Source organism: Mycobacterium sp. RTGN4 (assembly GCF_033804635.1).
In the GTDB taxonomy this organism is placed as follows: domain Bacteria; phylum Actinomycetota; class Actinomycetes; order Mycobacteriales; family Mycobacteriaceae; genus Mycobacterium.
In genome coordinates this window covers 188,204-209,761 of the sequence record NZ_JAPZLB010000005.1, presented here as the reverse complement: position 1 = coordinate 209,761, position 21,558 = coordinate 188,204, and the positions used below count along the sequence as shown (strand labels likewise).

General features: G+C 67.0%; 18 protein-coding genes. 6 read left to right on the top strand and 12 right to left on the bottom strand.

Annotated features, from left to right (window positions below):
• Positions 1-36 precede the first annotated feature (36 nt).
• The 4 genes from SLQ30_RS12980 to SLQ30_RS12965 are packed head-to-tail and all read left to right on the top strand — an operon-like array spanning position 37 to position 4,653.
• Positions 37-1,992, top strand: coding sequence for an acetyl/propionyl/methylcrotonyl-CoA carboxylase subunit alpha (locus SLQ30_RS12980; protein ID WP_319458316.1), 1,956 nt, complete (start codon positions 37-39; stop codon positions 1,990-1,992).
• 15 nt (positions 1,993-2,007) lie between these two features.
• Positions 2,008-3,165 (top strand): acyl-CoA dehydrogenase family protein, encoded by a 1,158-nt coding sequence (locus tag SLQ30_RS12975; protein ID WP_319446697.1) that lies wholly within the window; start codon positions 2,008-2,010, stop codon positions 3,163-3,165.
• A 9-nt stretch (positions 3,166-3,174) separates the two neighbouring features.
• A complete protein-coding gene (locus SLQ30_RS12970; RefSeq protein WP_319446696.1) occupies positions 3,175-3,966 on the top strand; it encodes an enoyl-CoA hydratase family protein in 792 nt (263 codons plus the stop codon).
• 57 nt (positions 3,967-4,023) lie between these two features.
• On the top strand, positions 4,024-4,653 hold the full coding sequence (locus SLQ30_RS12965) for a DUF1707 domain-containing protein (protein ID WP_319446695.1): 630 nt from the start codon (positions 4,024-4,026) through the stop codon (positions 4,651-4,653).
• A 117-nt stretch (positions 4,654-4,770) separates the two neighbouring features.
• Here SLQ30_RS12965 and SLQ30_RS12960 read toward each other — a convergent pair whose 3' ends face one another.
• From SLQ30_RS12960 to sfnG, 9 genes are all read right to left on the bottom strand, one after another.
• Positions 4,771-5,901, bottom strand: a complete 1,131-nt coding sequence (locus SLQ30_RS12960; protein ID WP_319446694.1) for a hypothetical protein — start codon at positions 5,899-5,901, stop codon at positions 4,771-4,773.
• Positions 5,902-6,190: 289 nt separating this feature from the next.
• Positions 6,191-8,164 carry a VWA domain-containing protein gene (locus tag SLQ30_RS12955; protein WP_319446693.1) on the bottom strand — a complete coding sequence of 658 codons (1,974 nt, stop codon included), beginning with the start codon at positions 8,162-8,164 and terminating at the stop codon, positions 6,191-6,193.
• Positions 8,157-9,539: a sigma 54-interacting transcriptional regulator gene (locus tag SLQ30_RS12950; protein ID WP_319446692.1), complete on the bottom strand. Its 1,383-nt coding sequence runs from the start codon at positions 9,537-9,539 to the stop codon at positions 8,157-8,159. Before SLQ30_RS12950 ends, SLQ30_RS12955 begins: the two co-directional genes overlap by 8 nt.
• A 91-nt stretch (positions 9,540-9,630) precedes the next feature.
• A complete protein-coding gene (locus tag SLQ30_RS12945; protein WP_319446691.1) occupies positions 9,631-10,293 on the bottom strand; it encodes an LpqN/LpqT family lipoprotein in 663 nt (220 codons plus the stop codon).
• Positions 10,294-10,346: 53 nt separating this feature from the next.
• Positions 10,347-11,918, bottom strand: coding sequence for a bifunctional phosphoribosylaminoimidazolecarboxamide formyltransferase/IMP cyclohydrolase (purH, locus tag SLQ30_RS12940; RefSeq protein ID WP_319446690.1), 1,572 nt, complete (start codon positions 11,916-11,918; stop codon positions 10,347-10,349).
• A 19-nt stretch (positions 11,919-11,937) separates the two neighbouring features.
• Entirely contained in the window at positions 11,938-12,567 is a 630-nt protein-coding gene (gene purN, locus SLQ30_RS12935; RefSeq protein ID WP_319446689.1) for a phosphoribosylglycinamide formyltransferase, read from the bottom strand.
• Positions 12,568-12,577: 10 nt separating this feature from the next.
• Positions 12,578-14,056 carry a DUF6350 family protein gene (locus SLQ30_RS12930; RefSeq protein ID WP_319446688.1) on the bottom strand — a complete coding sequence of 493 codons (1,479 nt, stop codon included), beginning with the start codon at positions 14,054-14,056 and terminating at the stop codon, positions 12,578-12,580.
• A gap of 60 nt (positions 14,057-14,116) precedes the next feature.
• Positions 14,117-14,956, bottom strand: a complete 840-nt coding sequence (locus SLQ30_RS12925; protein WP_319446687.1) for a DUF5336 domain-containing protein — start codon at positions 14,954-14,956, stop codon at positions 14,117-14,119.
• A gap of 112 nt (positions 14,957-15,068) precedes the next feature.
• Positions 15,069-16,199 (bottom strand): dimethylsulfone monooxygenase SfnG, encoded by a 1,131-nt coding sequence (gene sfnG / locus SLQ30_RS12920; RefSeq protein WP_319446686.1) that lies wholly within the window; start codon positions 16,197-16,199, stop codon positions 15,069-15,071.
• Between the two features lie 173 nt (positions 16,200-16,372).
• Here sfnG and SLQ30_RS12915 point away from each other — a divergent pair, with 173 nt between their 5' ends.
• Positions 16,373-17,221, top strand: coding sequence for an LLM class F420-dependent oxidoreductase (locus tag SLQ30_RS12915; RefSeq protein ID WP_319446685.1), 849 nt, complete (start codon positions 16,373-16,375; stop codon positions 17,219-17,221).
• 101 nt (positions 17,222-17,322) lie between these two features.
• On the top strand, positions 17,323-17,628 hold the full coding sequence (locus SLQ30_RS12910) for a hypothetical protein (RefSeq protein ID WP_319446925.1): 306 nt from the start codon (positions 17,323-17,325) through the stop codon (positions 17,626-17,628).
• Positions 17,629-17,631: 3 nt separating this feature from the next.
• On the opposite strand, the gene SLQ30_RS12905 is transcribed toward SLQ30_RS12910, so the two are convergent.
• From SLQ30_RS12905 to sucC, 3 genes are all read right to left on the bottom strand, one after another.
• Positions 17,632-19,167, bottom strand: a complete 1,536-nt coding sequence (locus SLQ30_RS12905) for an acetyl-CoA acetyltransferase (RefSeq protein ID WP_319446684.1) — start codon at positions 19,165-19,167, stop codon at positions 17,632-17,634.
• A gap of 145 nt (positions 19,168-19,312) precedes the next feature.
• Complete coding sequence (gene sucD, locus SLQ30_RS12900; RefSeq protein ID WP_319446683.1) at positions 19,313-20,215, bottom strand: succinate--CoA ligase subunit alpha; 903 nt, start codon at positions 20,213-20,215, stop codon at positions 19,313-19,315.
• A 15-nt stretch (positions 20,216-20,230) separates the two neighbouring features.
• The gene (gene sucC, locus SLQ30_RS12895; protein WP_319446682.1) at positions 20,231-21,394 is read right to left on the bottom strand and encodes an ADP-forming succinate--CoA ligase subunit beta; all 1,164 of its coding nucleotides are present in this window, start codon (positions 21,392-21,394) and stop codon (positions 20,231-20,233) included.
• Between the last annotated feature and the right edge of the window lie 164 nt (positions 21,395-21,558).

Sequence of the window (21,558 nt, the reverse complement as noted above, 5' to 3'; positions counted from 1 at the left end):
CGAATTGCGCGCCGAAATCACAGGGAAGGGGGAGAAGTGATCACCAGGGTTTTGGTCGCCAATCGCGGGGAGATCGCCCGCCGGGTGTTCGCCACCTGCCGCAGGCTCGGCATCGGCACCGTCGCCGTGTACACCGAACCCGACTCGGGCAGCCCGCACGTGGCAGAGGCCGACGTGCGCGTGCTCCTCGACGGCCGCAACGGTTACCTCGACGCGGCGCAGCTGATCGATGCGGCGCGGGCGGCAGGTGCGGACGCCATTCACCCTGGCTACGGATTCCTCTCGGAGAACGCCGAATTCGCCGCGGCCGTGCAGAACGCCGGGCTGATCTGGATCGGGCCTCCGGTCGCCGCGGTTCAGGCGATGGGCTCCAAGATCGAGGCCAAGAAGATGATGGCCGCCGCCGGTGTTCCGGTGCTCGACGAGCTAGACCCCGATACCGTCACCGCCGGGCAGCTACCGGTGCTCATCAAGGCCTCGGCAGGCGGCGGCGGACGCGGTATGCGGGTGGTCCACGAACTGGCCGAACTGCCAAAGCAACTGGAGGCCGCCCAACGCGAGGCTCAATCCGCGTTCGGCGATCCAACGGTGTTCTGCGAGCGCTACCTCGCGACCGGTCATCACGTCGAGGTCCAGGTGATGGCCGACGAACACGGCACGGTGTGGTCGGTCGGCGAACGCGAATGCTCGATTCAGCGCCGCCACCAGAAGGTCATCGAGGAGGCGCCGTCGCCGCTCGTCGAACGCATTCCCGGAATGCGCACCAAGCTCTTTCACGCCGCGCAGCTGGCCGCCGAGGCCATCGGCTACACGGGCGCAGGCACCGTCGAGTTCATGGCCGACGATGACGGCGACTTCTTCTTCCTGGAGATGAACACCCGCCTGCAGGTCGAGCATCCCGTCACCGAGGAGACCACCGGCCTCGACCTGGTCGAACTGCAGTTGCATGTGGCGGCCGGTGGAGCACTGGAGGCGCAACCACCTACGGCCCGCGGGCATTCGATCGAGGTGCGGCTCTACGCGGAGCACCCCGCCAAGAACTGGCAACCCCAGGCCGGGCCGATCCATCACTTCGAGATACCCACGGCACGAGCCGAATTCACGCTCTTGGGACACGCCGGAGTGCGCGTCGACTCGGGCGTCGTGGACGGTTCGGTCGTGTCGATCTTCTACGACCCGATGCTCGCCAAGGTGATCTCCTACGCCCCGACGCGCGCCGGGGCGGCCGCGATCCTGGCCGACGCGCTGGCCCGGGCCCGGCTGCACGGCATCACGACCAACCGCGACCTGCTGGTCAACGTATTGCGGCATCCGGCGTTCCTCGCGGGCGCCACTGACACGGCGTTCTTCGATACGCACGGACTGGCCGAGTTGGCCCGCCCCGTCGCCGAGGCCGCGGCCCCGCGCTTGTCCGCCTTGGCGGCCGCGCTGGCCGATGCTGCCCACAATGCCGCCAGCGCAACGGTTCTCGGTGGCCTCCCCAGCGGGTGGCGCAACCTGGCGTCGGGATATCAGAGCCGACGGTACGTCGATGCGTCCGGCGACGAACACGCGGTCGCCTATCGATTCACGCGCGGCGGCCTGGAATTCCCCGACGACGAGGCGGTGCACTTGGTGTCCTCGACGCCGGACCGGGTCGTGCTCCACACAAACGGCGTCGAGCGCCCGTTCGACGTGGCCCGCTACGGCAACGAGGTGTTCGTCGACTCCCCGCTCGGCCCGGTACGACTGACCGTGCAACCGCGCTACCCGGATCCGGATTCCGCTGTCGCGCAAGGTTCATTGTTGGCTCCCATGCCAGGTTCGGTGATTCGCGTCGGCGCGGCGGCGGGCGACCAGGTCAAGGCCGGCCAGCCGCTGATCTGGCTGGAGGCCATGAAGATGGAACACACGATCGCGGCGCCCAGTGCCGGCGTCCTGGCCGAACTCAACGTCAGTGCCGGCCAGCAGGTCGACGTCGGCGCCGTCCTTGCCCGCATCGAGAGTCCCTAACAAGAGGAGCACACCATGAGCTTCGTCGAGACCGACGAACAAAAGGAACTGCGCAAGGCGGTCGCGCAGTTCTCCGCGAACTACGGCGAGAAGTACTACCTGGAGAAGGCCCGCTCCGGCGAGCACACCACTGAATTGTGGAATGAGGCAGGCAAACTCGGCTTCATCGGTGTCAATCTGCCCGAGGAGTACGGCGGCGGCGGCGCGGGCATGTACGAACTGTCACTGGTGATGGAGGAGATGTCCGCTGGAGGGTGCGCGCTGCTGCTGATGGTGGTCTCCCCCGCCATCAACGGCACCATCATCAGCAAGTTCGGCACCGAGGATCAGAAGAAGCGGTGGATCCCAGGCATCGCCGACGGCAGCATCACGATGGCGTTCGCGATCACCGAACCCGACGCCGGGTCCAACTCGCACAGGATCACCACCACCGCGCGCCGCGACGGCAGCGACTGGATCGTGAGCGGCCAGAAGGTCTTCATCTCCGGGGTCGACCAGGCGCAGGCCATCCTCGTCGTCGGCCGAACGGAGGAGGCCAAGACCGGCAATCTGAAGCCCGCGCTGTTCGTGGTGCCGATCGATACCCCTGGCCTGTCGTGGACCAAGATCGACATGGAGATCGTCAGCCCCGAGAACCAATTCCAGCTGTTCCTCGATGACGTCCGACTGCCCGCCGACGCACTGGTCGGCTCCGAGGACGCCGCCATTGCGCAGCTGTTCGCGGGTCTGAACCCCGAGCGCATCATGGGTGCAGCCAGCGCCGTCGGCATGGGCCGCTTCGCGCTCAACAAGGCCACCGAATACGTCAAGACCCGGCAGGTGTGGAAGACGCCGATCGGCGCACACCAGGGTGTTTCACATCCGTTGGCGCAGAACCACATCGAGATCGAACTGGCCAAGCTGATGATGCAGAAGGCCGCGACGCTCTACGACCTCGGCGACGACGGGGGTGCTGCCGAGGCCGCGAACATGGCCAAGTACGCCGCAGGCGAGGCGTCGGTGCGTGCCGTCGACCAGGCCGTGCAATCGCTGGGCGGTAACGGGCTGACGAAGGAGTACGGGATCGCCTCGGTGCTGACCGCGTCGCGGTTGGCCCGCATCGCGCCCGTGAGCCGGGAGATGATCCTCAACTTCGTCGCGCAGACGTCGCTGGGCCTGCCGCGGTCGTACTAGGTCGCCTCGATGAACACAGAACTCGTCCGCTACGCCGTCGAGGGCAGCGTCGCGCGGCTGACGCTAGATTCGCCACAGAACCGAAACGCGCTGTCTACCAGCTTGGTTCAGCAGCTGCACCAGGGGTTCGCCAGCGCTGCGGCCGACCCTGGCGTGCGGTGCGTCGTGCTCAGTCATGAGGGGAGCACGTTCTGCGCCGGCGCCGACCTCGGTGAGGCCGCGGGGCGCGCGCCCGGCGACGTCGCCGTGGATCGGGCGCGCGAGATGACGCATCTACTGCGGGCGATCCTCGAACTGCCGATGCCGGTCATCGCGGCGATCGACGGCCACGTACGCGCCGGCGGGCTGGGACTGGTCGGAGCCTGCGACATCGTCGTCGCGGGGCCCGCGAGCACGTTCGCGCTGACCGAGGCGCGCATCGGTGTCGCACCGTCGATCATCTCCTTGACCCTGTTGCCGAAGCTGGACCCGCGGGCAGCGGGCCGCTACTTCGTCACCGGCGAGAAGTTCGGCGCGGACGAGGCGGCGCGCATCGGGCTGATCTCGCTGGCCGCGGCCGACGTGGAGGCAGCCACGGCGGCGTTGACCGCAGACATCGGGAAGGGTTCGCCGCAGGGCCTGGCGGCGTCCAAGGCGCTGACCACCGCCGCGATCCTCGAGGGGTTCGACGAGCACGCCGAGGCGCTCACCCAGCAATCGGCGACGCTATTCGTTTCCGAGGAGGCCCGCGAGGGCATGCTGGCGTTCCTGGAGAAACGGCCGCCGCGGTGGGTCGGCGGCGGAGACGACGACCACGTATAGGCAACTTCTGCGCACGGAACCTTGCATGCGTCGGCGTTCGTCGTAGGCTCGTCACCAATGAGCAATGAAGCGCCTCGATATGGGTCCATGCGTGCTGCCGACACTGATCGCATTCAGATGGCGCAGTTGCTCAGCGATGCCGCCGCGCAAGGCCGCCTCGAGATGGGCGAGTACGAGGATCGCCTCAAGAAGGCGTACGCCGCCCAGACGTTCGACGAACTGAACCGCCTGAGCTCCGACCTGCCTGGCGTCGCCACGACGGCGCCGGCGATCGGACCGGGTCGGCCCGCACCGTCCACGCTTCTGCTGGCGATCATGAGCGGGTTCGAGCGCCGAGGTCGCTGGAACGTGCCGAGGCGGCTGACGTCGGTGGCCCTGTTCGGTGGCGGTGTGATCGATCTGCGGTACGCCGACTTCACCTCGGCCGACGTGGAGATCCACTCCTACTCGATCTTCGGCGGGCAGACCATCTTGCTCCCGCCCGAACTGAACGTCGACATCAAGGGCGTCGGCGTCATGGGTGCGTTCGACCACATCGGAGGCGCCGGCAGTCCCGGCGCGCCACACGTCACCGTGCGAGGCTTCTCCCTTTGGGGCAGCGTCGGCATCAAGCGCAAGAAGCGCAAGGAAACCCGCGCCCCATCCCCCGAAGAACCCGAGAACCAGTCACTTCCTGGGCAAGCCTGAGCGCTGGCCGGTGCGGCGGGGATTCGGCCGGGGGCCGAGAACGAAAATCGGGCGGTCCCTTTTGAGGACCGCCCGATCGGTCCTTTTTGAGGACCGCAGGTTTCGATGAACTACTGACTAGCCGGTGCCGCCTTCGCCGCCGCCTGCAGCGGCGCCGCCGGACGTGTCCGGGCCGAGTCCGAGTCCGGCGCGAACCTTGTTCACGGCATCCCCGTAACCCCTGATGCTGTTGTCGACGCCAGCGCCACCACCGGTCAAGAAGAGCGGAGTACCGAGGCCTTCAGGCTTGAAGGAGAGCCCGTTCCTGACGTCGTTCTGCTTGTTTTCTTTCTTTTCCACTGGCGGCGTGGACGCTGGCGGTGGGTCGGCCGGCGCCGGGTCCGCCGGAGCGATAGCAGCGAGTGGCTTCGCCGACGTATCAACGGCCTGCGTCTTGAACGTGGTCTGGTCCTCCGGCGCAGCCGTAACCTCCGGCGCAGCCTTAGCAATAAACGGCGTGGGAGGAGTCGAGGACGTGCCTTGTGTCGCGTTGAGATACGCGGGAATGGCGCTCAGCGCGTCGTAGTTCTTCAGCGCGCCGATACCGCCACCAGTAAACACACCCAAGCCGAATGGACCATTCTCATTCGTTCCGGCAAAGACCGGCAGGGCACTCAACGCTGCGTAACCGCCGTTGCCGTCCGCGTCCGGTGCCAGCGCATCGATACCACCGCTGCCAAACACCGGCCCGATCGGATTACCGTCCTGCCCTATAGGTCCGTCTCCGACGAACGTGTCCACGGCGCTCAGCGAAGCCAAGTCACCCGTCGCACTTATGTCACCGCCGGCTAAAGCAATGTATGGCGGTATGGCGCTCAACGCGTCGTAGCCGGCGAGGGCGGCAATGGCGTCTTCGGGAGTAGCGGCGTTGGCGATAGCCGAGAACACCGGTAAGGCACTCAATGCGTCGTAGTTGGCCAGCGCGTCGATACCGCCGCCGGTGAACACACCACCTTCTGCGTTAAAACCGTCGCCGAAGAAGACGTCCAGGGCGCTCAGCCCGGCGTAGCCAGCGTTGGTGTCATCCGCCAACAGGGTGTCGATGTTGCCCTGGAGCAGGTCAGAAAGCGCCGGTACGCCGTCGATCAAGCCGTAGCCAAAGATGCTGCTAAGCCCGAACGCACTGAAGGCGTCTACATCGGAGATGGCGGCCAACTTCAGTTCCGCGGCCTTCTGCGCCTGCTGAACGGCCGGCACGGACGACGTCATCGTCCCTGCGATCGCAAGGCATGCCGCGCATGCCACCGAGCCGACAGCGAAAGGAGCCTTTGCCCACGACGCCATATTTTTCCCTTTCCCCCGGGGGCGGACCCACTGACCGCTTGTCACCGTTGCTGGAAAGATACCTTAGAAATCGCTGAGACGCACGGCCTACGTCCTGCTCACGGCGACTTTCGTCGGTGGCGTCAACCGGGTGTGGCAGCTACCTCGATGAATTTGCCAAGGTCAGGCCCGCCGAGCATTCTTGATCGTTCAAGATCAGGGCTTTTCCGCGGTTTCAACGCCTGCGTCTGGACCGCAGATAGTCGCCCACCACGGCAGCGCCCAAACCGTCCAGATCGGGCACCACGACACGGCCCTCCACCCGTCGGGCCACCTGATCGATGAACCGCGCCAAACCCGGGTCGCTGCCCAGTCGGAAGATCGTCACCTGCGCACCCAACCTGGCGATGTCATCGAAGCCGCGCACGGTGTGCGCAATGGTGCGCGGGTGCGGCGGATAGTCGAAGAACACCGACGTGCCGTCACCGTCGCCGTAGTCCTCGAGGTGTGCGGTCGGCTCACCGTCGGTCACGACGAGCACCACCGGCTGGGCGTTCGGGTGGCGACGCAGGTGGCGTGAGGCGAGCGCCAAGGCGTGGTGCAGGTTGGTGCCCTGCTCGTAAACGCCCTCCAGCCCGGTCAATTCTGCGGCGCTGACGGTGCGCGCGTAGCGGCCGAAGGCGATGATCTGCAAATCGTCGGACCGGAACCGGGTGCTGACCAGATGGTTGAGCGCCAACGCGGTGCGCTTCATCGGCAGCCAACGATTCTCCATCACCATCGAGAACGAGGTGTCGACGAGCAGCGCCACCGCGGACTGGGTGCGCGTCTCGGTCTCGGAGATCTCGACGTCGTCGACGGTGATCCGCACCGGCGGTTCGGCCACGCCGGTACCAGCTTGGCGCAGCACGGCATTCGTCAGTGTGCGGGTGACGTTCCAGGGCTCGGTATCGCCGAACTGCCACGGCCTGGTGGCCCCGGTCAGTTCTCCGGCCGCGCCGGACCGCCGAGTCTCACGCTCACCGTGTCGACCCGAAAGTTGTTGGGCCACATCGCGTAGCGCCGCTTGGCCGAGCTGTCGCATGGCCTTCGGCGACAGCCGCCACTGCCCGTCGGAACCGCGGTCCAGGAAGCCCTGGTTCATCAGGGCCTTCTCGAGGTCGGACAGCGTGCGCGCGTCGACCGCGGCGTCCTCCCCCAACTGCCGGGCGAGCATGTCCAGATCGACGTCGTCCATCTGCGCACCGGCGTAGCTCTGCGACAGCTGCTCGGCCAACTGCTCGAGCTCGGCGATGTCGGCCATGGCCTGGGCGCCTTCTCCCATGCCCATCGGGTCGTCACCCGAAAACCGTTGCGAGCCATCCCAATCCTCGCCGGGACGCGCCGCCTGCAGGTGGCCGTCGAGCCGGTCGAGCGCGTTCATCAGCGACGGCGAACCGAAGGCCTGCTGCGCGAGCGCATCCAACTCGGCGCGCTGATCGGCCGACAGGCTGTTCCGGAACCGCTGTGCCGCGGCGGCGCGCTTGGCCAACGAGTCGAGTAGCTCGTCGACGTTCTGCGGGTTCTCGGGGAAGAACTCGCCGTGCTTGTCCATGAAGTCTTGAAAATCCTGGGGCGAGTCGTTCCCCTGAGCGTGCTTGTCCAGCAAGTCATTCAGATCGTCGAGCATGTCGTTGACGCGCTGGCGGTCCTCGTCGGTCGCGTTCTCCAGCGCATCCTTCATCCCGGCGAACCGTTGGTCGAGCATCTCGCGACCCATAAGGTCCTTGATCTGCTCGTACTTCTGCCTGGCCTCCGGTGAGCGCCAGTCGTACTCCGAGAGTTCCTGGACGGCCTTGGCCGGCGACGGCGACAGTGAGTCGAGTTGCAGCTCACCGAAGCGGGCGTCGTCGTCGAGCGCCCTTGCCAGTTCCTTGCGTTCGGCCAGCACGGCCTCGTCGAGTAGCTTCTTGATCTCCTGCAAAGTGCCGTCGAGGTTGTTGTTCCGCAACAGCTCCTTGCGCTTGCGGTTGGCCTCAGCGGCCAGCCTGTCCGCACCGCGCATGTTCTGGGTGCCACGGCGCATCAACTCCGACAACGCCCGTCGGGGGGACGTGCCCTCCATGACGTCCTGGCCGATCTGCTCCAGGGCCTCGCGCAGGTCGACCGGGGGCGCCAGCGGGTCGGGCCCGCCGGTGTACCCCGAGTATTGCGAAGTCCGCTTAGCCATAAACGGTTTCGCCGTCTCCGGATACCTTGTCGATGCGCTTGGCCAGGTACAGCGCTTCGAGCGCGAGTTCGAGTGCGGCGGCCCGTTCACCGTCGGTCTGCGCCTCCAGCCGCGTGGCGATGGCGTCGACGACGGGCAAGTCCGGCAGCGAGGCCAGCACGTCCTTGGCCGAAACCCGTTCGCCGGTGGTCACCGGTGCGCCCGCCTCCACGGCGGCCACCAACGTGCCGACGTCGAGCCCACCGAGCAGTCGCTGCGCCGTGTCCGCGGTGGCCCGGCGCAGCAGGTGTTCCAGGACGGCCTGCTCACGGCCCTCCTCGCCGGACTCGAATTCCAGCTTGCCGCGCAGCACGTCGATGACGGTGCCCAAGTCCACCACGCGCGCGACGGGGTCCTGCTCGCCGAGGATCGTCGAGCGGTGCCGGGCAGCCGCGGCCACCGTCTCCGCGGCGGCGATGGCGAACCGGGCGGACACCCCGGAACGCTGGTCGATCGACTGCGATTCACGTAGGCCGCGCGCAAATCGGGCGAGGACCTGCAGCAGATACTGCGGAACCGCCGCGGCCAGGTGCGCTTCCTGGTTGATGACGCCGACCTCGGCCTCGAGGTGGACGGGATAGTGGGTGCGGATCTCGGCGCCGAACCGGTCCTTGAGCGGCGTGATGATGCGGCCGCGGTTGGTGTAGTCCTCGGGATTGGCGCTGGCCACGACAAGCACGTCGAGCGGCAGTCGCAACGTGTAGCCGCGGACTTGGATGTCGCGCTCTTCCATCACGTTGAGCATGGACACCTGGATGCGCTCGGCGAGGTCGGGCAATTCGTTGATGGCGACGATGCCGCGGTGCGCCCTTGGAATCAGGCCGAAGGCAATGGTCTCCGGGTCGCCGAGGCTGCGGCCCTCGGCCACCTTGATCGGGTCGATGTCACCGACGAGGTCGGCGACGCTGGTGTCCGGCGTCGCGAGCTTCTCGGTGTAGCGCTCGCTGCGGTGCCGCCACGCCACCGGCAGGTCGTCGCCCGAGGTCGCGGCCCGCCGGATGGATCCGGGGGTGATCGGCGTATACGGATGCTCACCCAACTCGGAGCCCTCGATGACGGGTGTCCACTCGTCGAGCAGCCCGGTCAACGCGCGCAGCAGGCGGGTCTTGCCCTGACCTCGTTCGCCCAGCAATACGACGTCGTGTCCCGCGATCAGGGCGCGCTCCAATTGCGGAAGCACAGTGTCCTCGAAACCTAGGATTCCCGGCCACACGTCCCGCCCCTCAGCGAGCGCAGCCAGCAGATTCTCCCGGAGCTCGGTCTTGATGCCGCGTTCGACGTGCCCGGAGGCCCTCAGTTCGCCGACGGTGCGCGGGAGGTCGTTAGGTGATGTCACGGCTCCCACGCTACGACGGTCCGCCCCGCGAGGCAGCCGCGACCTGCTCACAGCGCAATCGGGAATACGAATTCCGCTGGGTATCCAGCCGCTAGCGACGCCCGGAATCCGGCGCCAACACCTGAAACCCCGTCGTGATGTCGTGGAGGTCCTGCTGATATTTCGGATCGTCGGGACGGGGCGACTGGATCGTGATGGCGACGGCCCAGGTCTTGTCGCTTCCAGGCACGACGGTGACGACGGCGGTCGCGTCGAGCAGCGACTCTCCGTTCGGGCGCGGCATCTTGTAGTGCACGGTGTGGGCGGGCAGTCCGCACAGCGTGCCATCGGAGACTTCCACGTCCGTCGCGCCCAACCCCGAAACCAACTGCCGCGCGGCGTCGTCGAAGATCTCCTCGGGCGCCACGTCTCCCGGGTCGCTGTCCATGGTCACCACCGCGGAGGCGGCGAAGTCGCCGACTCCGAGTGCGGGATTGGCCACGGCGAACCTGATCATTGCCGAGTCCAGTTCGGTGATGCGCTTCCACCCGTCGGGGCGCGCCGTGCGAAGCGTCGGCTCGGCTTCGTCGGGCGCGCCTGCCGCATGCGGGATGGTCTCCATCGGCGCGTCGACCTTGGTGCACTGCGAGTCGTCGAATTCGCCGGGCGGACCCGCGGCGACGGCGTGGCCGTCGATGGCCCTCGCGCACCCCGTCGCGACGAACGCCACGACTGCGAATGACGCGACGATGACCCTGCCCCCCGGCCTGTCCACATGCGGACCTTAAACCCGGGGCGGCGCCGGTACAACTTCTCGAAGTTCGCTGCCTAGTGGGCGAAGTGGCGGGCCCCCGTCAGGTACAGCGTGATGCCCGCCTTGGCGGCCGCCTCGGTCACCACGTCGTCACGCATCGAGCCACCCGGATGCACGATCGCCGTCACGCCCGCGGCGGTGAGCGTCTCCAGCCCGTCGGGGAATGGGAAGAACGCATCCGAGGACGCCACGGCCCCCTTGACCCGCTCCCCCGCCCGTTCGACCGCCAGCCGGGCCGCATCGACGCGATTGACCTGACCCATGCCGACGCCGACGGTCGCGCCGTCCTTGGCGACGACGATCGCATTGGACTTCACCGCGCGGCACGTACGCCAGGCGAACACCAGGTCGGCCAATGTCGCAGGATCGGCGGGTGAACCGGTCGCCAGCGTCCAGTTGTTGGGGTCATCGCCCTCGGCGTCGATCGCATCGCGCTGCTGGACCAGCAGACCGCCGCTGACCTGACGGAATTCCGTGCCGCGGGGCTGAGGTTCGGAGGCCACCAACACGCGAATGTTCTTCTTGCGCGCCAGCACCTCGACCGCGCCGGGCTCATATGCCGGCGCGATGATGACCTCGGTGAAGATGTCGGCGACGGTCTCCGCCATGTCAACGGTGACGGTGGTGTTCGCCGCGATCACGCCGCCGAACGCACTCAACGGATCGCATTCGTGGGCCTTGCGATGCGCATCGGCCACCGACACCGACGAGATCGCGATGCCGCACGGGTTGGCATGCTTGATGATCGCGACGCACGTCTCTTCGTGGTCGAACGCCGCCCGCCACGCCGCGTCGGCATCGGTGAAGTTGTTGTAGGACATCTCCTTACCGTGCAACTGCTCGGCTTGCGCCAGTCCGGGCCAGCCAATGTCGTTGCGGTACAACGCGGCCTGCTGGTGCGGGTTCTCGCCGTAGCGCAGCACCGCGGCGCGCTTCCACGTCGAACCCACCCACGCGGGTAGCGCATGGGCCGGTTCTTCGGGCGCGAGCGTCTCACCCATCCACGTCGCAACGGCCACGTCGTATTCCGCGGTGTGCCGAAAAGCCAACGAGGCCAGAATCTTTCGCTCGGCGAGGGTGAAGCCGCCCGCCCGCACCGCCGCGAGCACGCCGTCGTATCCGAGTGGGTCGACGACCACCGCGACGCTGGGATGGTTCTTCGCCGCCGCCCGCACCATCGACGGGCCGCCGATGTCGATCTGCTCGACGCACTCGTCCTCGCTCGCGCCGGACTCGACGGTCTCGCTGAACGGGTAGAGATTCACAACCACCAACTCGAAGGCCGCCACACCGAGTTCCTCGAGAGCGGCGAGGTGCTCGGCCTTGCGGGTGTCGGCCAGCAAGCCCGCATGCACCCGGGGGTGCAGCGTCTTGACGCGCCCATCGAGCACCTCGGGGAAACCGGTGACGTCCTCGACCGGAGTGACCGGAACACCGGCCGCAGCAATGGTTTTCGCCGTCGAACCGGTCGACACGATGCTCACGCCTGCATCGTGCAGGCCGCGGGCAAGCGCTTCGAGTCCCGTCTTGTCGTAGACACTGATCAGTGCACGCCGGATCTGGCGTCTGCCGTCGTCAGCCGTCATCTTGCTCCTCGCGTCCGCGTCATCCCAAGGCCGCCTTCCGTCCAGTCCAGGTCACGCCGCGAGTGGCCATCGCGGCGAGCACATCTACCAACAGTCGCCGTTCGACGACCTTGATCCGTTCGTGCAACGACGTTTCGTCGTCGTCGTCGAGCACCGGGATCGGCTCCTGCGCAAGGATGGGGCCTGTGTCCACGCCAGCGTCGACGAGGTGCACCGTGCAACCCGTCACGCGGACACCGTAGGCCAGCGCATCCGGCACCGCGTGCGCGCCGGGAAAGGCAGGCAGCAACGCTGGGTGGGTGTTGACGACCCGGCCGAGAAATCGGGAAAGAAACTGTGCTCCAAGAATTTTCATGAACCCAGCGGACACCACCAGGTCGGGCTGGTGCTGCGCGGTGGCCTCGGTGACCGCCACGTCCCACGCGGCTCGGTCCGGGTAGTCGCCAAGGCGCACGGTGTAAGCGGGGAGGCCCGCATCTGCAGCCACCTCCAACGCGCGACAGTCGCCGTCCGTCCCGACGGCCACCACCCGCGCGGGGTAGTCGTCGACTGCGGCGGCGAGCAGGGACTCCAACAGCGAACCGGTGCCCGACGCCAGCACGACCAGCCGGGCCGGCGCACTCGGGGGCACTCGGAGCGGTTGCTGCACGCGATGCAGCCTAATCGGCCTCTCCGCGGTGCTCGTCGCTGGTCAGGTCGTCGGCGGCGGATTGCTCGTCGTCGGCCTCGTCGTCGTCGCTGAAATAGTGCGCCTCGGGATCGTCGTCGAGGTCCATCGGGCCGTTCCCATGGCGTGGGTTGGGGCGCGGCGCAGGTCGCGGAGGCGGAGGCGGTGCGCGCTCGAATACGGGCTCGGGTTCAGGTTCAGGTTCGAGCTCTTCTGGTTCTAGCTCGGGTTCGGGCTCGGGCTCGTCAGGGAGTGGTGCGAACGCCGGTTCGAAATCGGGCTCGGGCTCTGGCTCTGGTTCCGGCTCGCGCGCGGCCGGGGCGGGCGCCTGCCTGACCTTGAGGCGGGCGGCGATCCCACCCGACATCGCCACCGTCAAGCCGCCGATCACGGCGAACCACAGGAACACCGCAGGTCCCAACGTGGTCTGGTCGACGCCGACGTAACCGAAGTTGCCGAGCTTGCCGCCGCTGACCGAGGCCAACAACGCCACGACGACGGCGCTCAGTCCGGCGGCCACCGCGAGCTTGGCGGCTGCCGCCGGAAACGGCAGCGGCCGACGCGCGCACTGCTGACCCACGACGACGGCGGACGCCGCCGCGATGATCATCAGCCCCACCCAGGCGGGTCCGAGCGGCGGCGTCGGCACGGCCGCAAGCACGGGCAGCGCCGGAACGTCGCCGCCGAGCACCGTGAACGAGCTGAAGGTCGCCAACCCGATGTGTGCACTGGAGCCCACCGCCACGGCCGCCGTCCCGATGATGACGTTCGGCACGTACAGCGCCGCCAACACCGTGAGGCTGAACTGGCCGAACACCGAATCGGTGATGGCGTACAGGTCGTGCATCGTCGACCAGTGCACGACCAGCGAACCGACGGTCACCACGCCCGACAACCCGAACAGGGCAAGCACTCCCGCCGTCGCGGCGCGTGCGGCGTCTGGCAGCCAGCCGGGCAACGGCGTGGTGGCCACGAGTCGTCGGCCCACCCGCGAGCCCACCCCGAGCAAGGCCCCTGCGAGGTGCACGCCCAGCACGCCGGTGAAGGCCCGCAACGCATTCGGCGTCTGTAACTCGGTGAGCACCGACGACGCGTCATGGATGACGGCCAGCGCGAGTGCAGCGATCAGCATCGGGCCGCCCAGCGCCGACGCCACGATCCATCGCACGACGAACCAGGACGCGCCTGGGGCCGTCGCCGCAGCCGTCGTGCGCGCCGTCCCCCACACCATCAAGAGCACGGGCAGCAGAGGCATGACGCCCAGTTCGCTCCCGCCGACCGAGACGGGTACGTCGTGGACCCCGAGCCACAGGCTGGCGATGGCGCCGAATGCGCCGGTCATGTCGCTGTTCGCGATGAGCAGCTGCAACAACACCAGCGCCGCAATGACGACCAACGCAATGACCGACGGGCCGAACGCAACCCTGAGCAGGTCGCGGGCCTGACGGGTCCCGACTGGCCGGTTGTCCACTAGACGGTTAGCTCCTCGCACAAGCCGTTGCGCGCGGAGGTCAGTGCGCGCCGCTAGTGATTATGACGGCGGAGGGGCCGATTGCTGCGGAGCCTGCTGCTGTGGTTGCTCTGCGTCGGACGAGACGCTCGGTTGCGCCACCGTCGGCGCCGAACCCTGTGCCTGCGGGCTACCGAACGCCGGGAATCCGGTGGGCGGGGTCGGAGGGCCACTCTGAGGTCCGTTGTGCGGAGCGCCCTGCTGGCCGAGCGCGGGGAAGCCGCCCGTCGAGGGTTCGCGCTGGTAGCCGCCACCGCCGTACTGCGACTGCGGCTGCGGCGCATACCCGCCGGGCCGCTGCTGCGGGGCGTGGCCGCCCTGAGGAGCCTGCCCGTAGTACCCCTGCTGCGGCGGCGGACCGTATCCGTACGCCTGCTGCTCGTACTTGGGCTTCGGCGCGGGCGCCGTGACGATGCCCGCGTCCAACAGCAGTTTGGCGACCGCGGCAATGGCCTGCAGCACCGAGAACACGATGAATGGGTAGAAGCCCCAGTCGATCGACGGTCCGTCGGCGAGCACGACCAGGATGAGCAGCAGGAAGCCAAGCACGGCCAACACCGCGGCCACGGCCGACTTGTCGTCCTGCTTGGGCAGCAGGCTCACGCCGGCCAATAGGCCCGCCAGGAGCGGGGCGATGACGAAATAGAACGTCGGGACCGCGGCGCCGGCGATGCCACCGAACACCGGGCCGAAGCCCGACAGGTAGATCGCGAAGCCGAGCACGACGACGGCGATGCCGAGGTAGAACGGCAGCTTGCTCGGTCCCGCGGGCGCAGCGGCTTCTGGCGCTCTGTCGAACTGCTGGGTGGGCGCCGCGTACTGCGATTGCGGCGGCGCGGATGGATATCCGGGGTAGCTCATGACCTCTCCTGATCCTCTGCGTTTCGACTACCTACGCTAGCGCACCGAGGCGAGTACCCGTTCAGGCGGCGCGGAGCCATCAACTCGAGCGGAGTGCCCGCGCAAGCGGCGTTCAAACCGAAACGAGCACCGACGCGTCGTACGAATTCGCTTCGGAGTCTTCGATTTCGCGTACCAGCGGCAGCACGTTCGCGCCGAAGTATTCGATCTCCTCCTGAAAGTGCAGGAAGCCGCCGAGGATCAGATCGACACCACGTTTGCGGTAGGCGGCGATCCGTTCCGCGATCTGCTCGGGCGTCCCGATCAACTGCGTGCGGAAACCGTCGTTGTACTGCACCAGATCCTCGAACGAAGAATCCGCCCACATACCCTTCTTGTCGCCAGTGGCGTTGCCGGCCTGTTGCACCGCACCACGGAACCCCTCCACGGCCGGCTTGTTGGCCTTCTCGATGATCTCGCGCAAGGTGTCACGCGCTTCCCTCTCGGTATCACGGGCGATGATGAACCCGTTCAATCCCACCTGCACTTCCCGACCGACACTGCGGGCGTGATCACGCACCTCCACCACCTGCTCGGTGATCCCGTCGAAGTCCTTGCCGTTGGAGAAATACCAATCCGAATACAGCCCGCCGTTGCGGCGCGCGGCCGTGGAGTTGCCGCCCTGGAAGATCTCCGGATTGGGCCGCTCCGGGGTGTTGAGCGGCTTGGGCTTGAGCGTGAAGTCGTGGATCCGGTAGAAGTCGCCGCGGAAGTCGACGTCGTCCTCCGTCCAGATCTTGCGCAGCACCTGCAGGAACTCCGCGCTGCGCCGGTAGCGCTCGTCATGCTCGAGCCACGGCTCCCCCAGGTGGGTGAACTCGTCCTTGAACCACCCCGAGACGACGTTGACCGCGAACCGGCCGTTGCTCAGGTGGTCTGCGGTGGCACCCAGCTTCGCCAGCACCGCGGGCTGCCACAAACCCGGATGGACGGCGGCAATGACCTTGAGGCGCTCGGTGGCCAGCAGCAGCGCAAGGCTGAAGCTCGTCGACTCGTGCTGGTACTCAGCGCCATAGCTGGCCTCATACCGGACCTGGGACAGTGCGTACTCGAAGCCGTTTTGCTCCGCGGTCTGGGCCAGTTTCTTGTTGTATTCGTAGTTCCAGTCGGTGCGCTGCTCGATGTCGCTCGTCACCAACCCACCACTGACGTTGGGCACCCAATAGGCGAACTTGACGTGGTCGGCGATGCGTTCGGTCGTCATACCTGCCATCCCAACAACGGTGATGAGGCCGGTCACGGGTATCGATCGACGTGAACCGAACGGCCCCGGCACGTCGCGGCGGGCAACATCGTGTCCAGGTTTCGTGGCCACCGTGCGGGCTCACCTGGGACCCGCCTTGCGCTGGCGTATTGGAACACGTTCTAATTCTGGTCATGAACTTCGGGCTCGTACTCTTCACCAGCGATCGCGGCATCGCGCCGGCAGCCGCCGCCAAACTCGCCGACGACCATGGCTTCGAGACCTTCTACGTGCCCGAGCACACCCACATCCCGATCAAGCGGGAAGCCGCGCATCCGACGACGGGCGACGAGTCGCTGCCCGACGACCGCTACATGCGCACCCTTGACCCCTGGGTCAGCCTGGGCGGCGCCGCCGCCGTCACGACGCGGGTCAGGCTGTCGACGGCGGTTGCGCTGCCCGTCGAACACGACTGCATCACGCTGGCCAAATCCATCGCCACACTCGATCACCTCTCCGGCGGTCGGGTCAGCCTCGGCGTCGGATTCGGTTGGAACACTGACGAATTGAATGATCACAACGTCCCGCCCGGACGGCGTCGCACCATGCTGCGCGAGTACCTGGAGGCCATGCGCGCGCTGTGGACGCAGGAAGAAGCGGAGTACGACGGCGAGTTCGTGAAGTTCGGCCCCAGCTGGGCGTGGCCCAAGCCGGTGCAGGCGCACATCCCGGTGCTCGTCGGCGCGGCGGGCACCGAGAAGAACTTCAAGTGGATCGCCAAGAGCGCCGACGGTTGGATCACCACCCCGCGCGACGTCGACATCGACGCACCCGTGAAGCTCCTCCAGGACACATGGGCCGCCGCGGACCGCGACGGCGCGCCGCAGATCGTGGCGTTGGACTTCAAGCCCGACCCGGACAAGCTGGCCCGTTGGGCCGAACTCGGCGTCACCGAGGTGCTGTTCGGGCTTCCGGACAAGACCGAAGCCGAAGTCGGCGCCTACGTGGAGCGACTCGCGGGCAAGCTCGCTGCGCTGGTGTAGCCGCGCCATTGGTGCACGTCATTTACGCCGACGTGGGCAATTCGCGTGTCGGCGCTCACAATTGGGTTGAAGCGGGCCGATTGCCGGAGCATTATGTAGTCATGCTAATAACACGGAGTTTTCTCACATCGGTGTTTATAGCGGGAGCTGCCGCAGCGGCCATCGTCGCCGCGCCGACAGCGGTGATCGCGAACACCTCGACAACCACCCCGAACCAGGTCGTCCTGGCCGAACCCAGCGGGCACGGCAGTGGCGGCCCCGATGGCCAAGGCGGAGGTGGCGGTTGCTACTCCGGCCCCGGCTGGCATGGCTGCGGCGGCTGGAACCCCGCCCAGGGCGGCTTCGGCGGCGGCTGCCTCAACGGCACATGTGGCGGCTGGGACGGCAACCGCGGCTGGGGCAACTAATAATCAGGCCAGCGTGGCCCGGTTGACGCCTTCTTCAGTGGACTTCACCGCGATGCGGGCACCCAGCGGGTCGCTGTCGGTCATCAAGGCCACCAGGTCCTCGTCTTCGGACAGTGCCATGAACCGACTGCCGTCGGCGTCGAGGCGGCCGATGATGACACCCGTGCGAACGGGCCAGTCGTAGCGCACCGAGTAGGTTTCGATCACGGCAGGCCCGTCGGCGTTGCGGGTGACGGCCACCTTCGGTAGCGCGGCGATGTCGGCCTGCAGCGCCTTGGAGCGGTCGGTCGCCCAGTCGCCGGGTTCGGTTGAGTAGATACCCACCGAATACTTGCTCATGACACCGCCATTGGCGCCGACGAGGCCGAAGGCACCTGGCTTGGAACGCATTTCGGCGACGGTCTCGGCGATGCCGTGCAAGGAATAGCTGTTGCCGGGCCCGCCGAAGTACGGCAGCCCGCCAGTGAGCGTGAGCCCCCGCGGGTCGTCGGGCGCCAGCCCGAAGTCATCGCACACGGCGAAGACCGGAAACGGGAAGCAGCTGTAGAGGTCGAACGTCGCAATCTTGTCGATGCCGAGGCCGGCGACTCGAAGCGCCTCTGCCACAGCTTGTTTCGCAGAGTAGCTAACGCTGACGTCGACCCGGTCCAACAGGTCCTGCTCGGTCTGGTCGGCGTGCCCGCGTAGGTACACCCACTTCTCCTCGGGCACACCGAGGCGACGGGCCGCCGCCACCGACATCACCAGCGCGGCCGCGCCCTGATTGACGGTGTCGCGCGCCACCAACAGCCGTGGATACGGATCACAGATCATGCGGTTGTCGTCGGTGACGGTCTCGATCTCGTCCACCGAGCGCTCCACCGGCGACGACGAGAATGGGTTCTTGGCAGCGACTTTCGAGAATGGCGCGAAGAGCTCCGCCATCTTTCGGCGATAGTCGTCGACGCCGAGCCCCAGTCGTCCGCGGCGGGCGTTGTCGAGCAGTCCGTACTGCACTGGGGCGCCGGTCAATCCATGCTTCGCGGTGTACTCACTCATGTACTGCTCGAAGCCGTAGCCGCGGTCGTCGAGCTGGCCACCGACGTGCTCAGTGAAGTCTGGCTTGTCGTCGCGCCGCTCGAAGTACTTCGCCGTGGAACCGGGCTCGGAGCCGAGGATCAACGCCACCTCGATATCGCCCGCCGCGATCGCCCCGGCGAACTCCGTGACCAGCTTCTGTGGGCCGTTGCCGCCGATGGGCTCGAGCACGGCGCGCGCGGGATCGGCGCCGACGCGCTGGGCGACCGATCGCACGTAGTTGTCGGAGGCACCGAGGGGTGGCTTTGCATACGGCGTGCAGATCTCGAACTGTCGCAGTCCGGCGAACACCTCGATCGCCTGCGCCACGGTCGCCACGTCCGCGCCGGTGTCAGCCAGCGCGGCACGCACTGCCTCGGTGGCCAGTTCGACCGACGACATGCCGCGGTAGCCGGGGGCGTCGATGCGTTCGGTGAACTGCCCGACGCCGACGACGACCGGGGTGCGTGGATCAACCGGCATTACAGACCTCCTGGCGGGTGTTAATTTGTGAGGCTAACCGATTACTAGAACGTGTTCCAATCTGCGCCAGTTCACCTCAAACGAAACTGCGGCCAGATCGTGAATCTCGACGGATTCGCGATCTGACCGCAGTCTCGATGCAGCTTTAGAGGTTTGCGAGCAGCTCCCGCGCCTTGGCGGCGGTCTCGGACGGCGTCTTGCCGACCTTCACGCCCGCGGCCTCCAACGCTTCCTTCTTGCCCTGCGCGGTGCCCGCACCGTCGGACACGATGGCGCCGGCGTGGCCCATCGTCTTGCCCTCCGGAGCGGTGAAGCCGGCCACATAACCCACAACGGGCTTGGAGACGTTGGCCTTGATGTAGGCGGCCGCCTTCTCCTCGGCGTCGCCGCCGATCTCGCCGATCATGACGATCACCTTGGTCTCGGGGTCCTTCTCGAAGGCCTCGATGGCGTCGATGTGGGTGGTGCCGATGACCGGGTCGCCGCCGATGCCGATGGCGGTCGAGAAGCCGAGATCGCGCAACTCGTACATCATTTGGTAGGTCAGCGTGCCGGACTTCGACACCAGGCCGATCGGGCCCTTGCCGGTGATGTTGTTCGGCGTGATGCCGACCAACGACTCGCCGGGGGTGATGATGCCGGGGCAGTTCGGCCCGATGATGCGGGTCTTCTCGCCCTTCTCGACGTTGTAGGCCCACGCATATGCGCTGTCCTGCACCGGGATTCCCTCGGTGATGACGACCAGCAGCGGGATCTCGGCGTCGATGGCCTCGATGATGGCGTCCTTGGAGAAGGCCGGCGGCACGAAGGCGATCGACACGTCGGCGCCGGTCTCCTTGATGGCCTCGGCGACGCTCGCGAACACGGGCAACTCGACGTCGTTGCCGTCCTTGTCCTTGTGAGACACCTTGGTTCCGGCCTTGCGTGCGTTGACGCCGCCGACGACCTGGGTGCCCGCCTTGAGCATCAGCGCGGTGTGCTTGGTGCCCTCGCCGCCGGTGATGCCCTGGACGATGACCTTGCTGTCCTTGGTCAGGAAGATAGACATATTGTGTTGGCTCCCTTACTTGTTGGCCAGCTCGGCGGCCTTGTCGGCGCCGGCGTCCATGGTCTCGGCCTGGATGACCAGGGGGTGGTTCGCCTGGTCGAGGATGCGCCTGCCCTCTTCGACGTTGTTGCCGTCGAGGCGCACGACGAGCGGCTTGTTGGCACTATCACCGAGCTTCTTCAGCGCTCCGACGATGCCGTTGGCCACCGCGTCGCAGGCGGTGATGCCGCCGAACACGTTGACGAACACGCTCTTCACCTGGCTGTCGCCGAGGATGACGTCCAGACCGGCGGCCATCACTTCGGCCGACGCTCCGCCACCGATGTCGAGGAAGTTGGCGGGCTTCACGCCGCCGTGCTTCTCCCCCGCGTACGCGACGACGTCCAGCGTCGACATGACGAGGCCGGCGCCGTTGCCGATGATGCCGACCGAACCGTCGAGCTTGACGTAGTTGAGGTCGTTCTCCTTGGCCTTGAGCTCCAGCGGGTCGGTGGCGTCCTTGTCCTCGAACTCGACGTGGCCCGGCTGGCGGAAGTCCGCGTTCTGATCGAGCGTGACCTTGCCGTCCAGCGCCAGGATCTGATCGTCGGGCGTGCGCACCAACGGGTTCACCTCGACCAGGGTGGCGTCCTCGCCGACGAAGACCTCCCACAGCTTCTGGATGGTCACGGCCGCGGCGTCGAGCACCTCGGCGGGCAGGTGGCCCTGCTCGGCGATCGAGCGGGCCGTGGCCAGGTCGACACCCTTGACCGCGTCGACGGGGACCTTGGCGAGCCGCTCAGGCTTCGTGGCGGCCACCTCTTCGATCTCCATGCCGCCCTCGACCGAGCACATCGCCAGATAGGTGCGATTGGAGCGGTCGAGCAGGAAGGAGATGTAGTACTCCTCGGCGATGTCGCTGGCCTCGGCGACGAGCAGCTTCTTCACGACGTGGCCCTTGATGTCCAACCCGAGGATGTCGCCTGCGTACCGGTAGGCGTCGTCGGGGGTGGCGGCGTACTTGACGCCACCGGCCTTCCCGCGGCCGCCGACCTTGACCTGTGCTTTCACCATGACGGGCTTGCCGATTTCTTCTGCGATGGCCTTCGCGTCCTCGGCGGTGTCGGTCACCCGGCCCGGCGTAGTGGGAACGTTGTGCTTGGCGAACAGTTCTTTCGCCTGGTATTCGAAGAGATCCATTGGCTTTCCCGAATTTCCCTGTCTGTCTTCGTTGACTATCGAACCGGCTACTGAGTCCTTGCGCCTGACATGTCTTTGCGCCTGATTGGCTCGGGGAAACTTTATCCACACGCGCCGGACGCTCCGGCACCGCCTACCACTCGTGTGGCACACGTCACCGCCAG

What these genes read in the sequence shown, in the direction of transcription:
- SLQ30_RS12975 (WP_319446697.1), top strand. Translation starts at nt 2,008, where the DNA reads ATGAGCTTCGTCGAGACCGACGAACAAAAGGAACTGCGCAAGGCGGTC.
- SLQ30_RS12970 (WP_319446696.1), top strand. Translation starts at nt 3,175, where the DNA reads ATGAACACAGAACTCGTCCGCTACGCCGTCGAGGGCAGCGTCGCGCGG.
- SLQ30_RS12965 (WP_319446695.1), top strand. Translation starts at nt 4,024, where the DNA reads ATGAGCAATGAAGCGCCTCGATATGGGTCCATGCGTGCTGCCGACACT.
- SLQ30_RS12960 (WP_319446694.1), bottom strand. Translation starts at nt 5,901, where the DNA reads ATGACGTCGTCCGTGCCGGCCGTTCAGCAGGCGCAGAAGGCCGCGGAA.
- SLQ30_RS12955 (WP_319446693.1), bottom strand. Translation starts at nt 8,164, where the DNA reads ATGGCTAAGCGGACTTCGCAATACTCGGGGTACACCGGCGGGCCCGAC.
- purH (WP_319446690.1), bottom strand. Translation starts at nt 11,918, where the DNA reads ATGACGGCTGACGACGGCAGACGCCAGATCCGGCGTGCACTGATCAGT.
- SLQ30_RS12925 (WP_319446687.1), bottom strand. Translation starts at nt 14,956, where the DNA reads ATGAGCTACCCCGGATATCCATCCGCGCCGCCGCAATCGCAGTACGCG.
- sfnG (WP_319446686.1), bottom strand. Translation starts at nt 16,199, where the DNA reads ATGACGACCGAACGCATCGCCGACCACGTCAAGTTCGCCTATTGGGTG.
- SLQ30_RS12915 (WP_319446685.1), top strand. Translation starts at nt 16,373, where the DNA reads ATGAACTTCGGGCTCGTACTCTTCACCAGCGATCGCGGCATCGCGCCG.
- SLQ30_RS12910 (WP_319446925.1), top strand. Translation starts at nt 17,323, where the DNA reads ATGCTAATAACACGGAGTTTTCTCACATCGGTGTTTATAGCGGGAGCT.
- SLQ30_RS12905 (WP_319446684.1), bottom strand. Translation starts at nt 19,167, where the DNA reads ATGCCGGTTGATCCACGCACCCCGGTCGTCGTCGGCGTCGGGCAGTTC.
- sucD (WP_319446683.1), bottom strand. Translation starts at nt 20,215, where the DNA reads ATGTCTATCTTCCTGACCAAGGACAGCAAGGTCATCGTCCAGGGCATC.
- sucC (WP_319446682.1), bottom strand. Translation starts at nt 21,394, where the DNA reads ATGGATCTCTTCGAATACCAGGCGAAAGAACTGTTCGCCAAGCACAAC.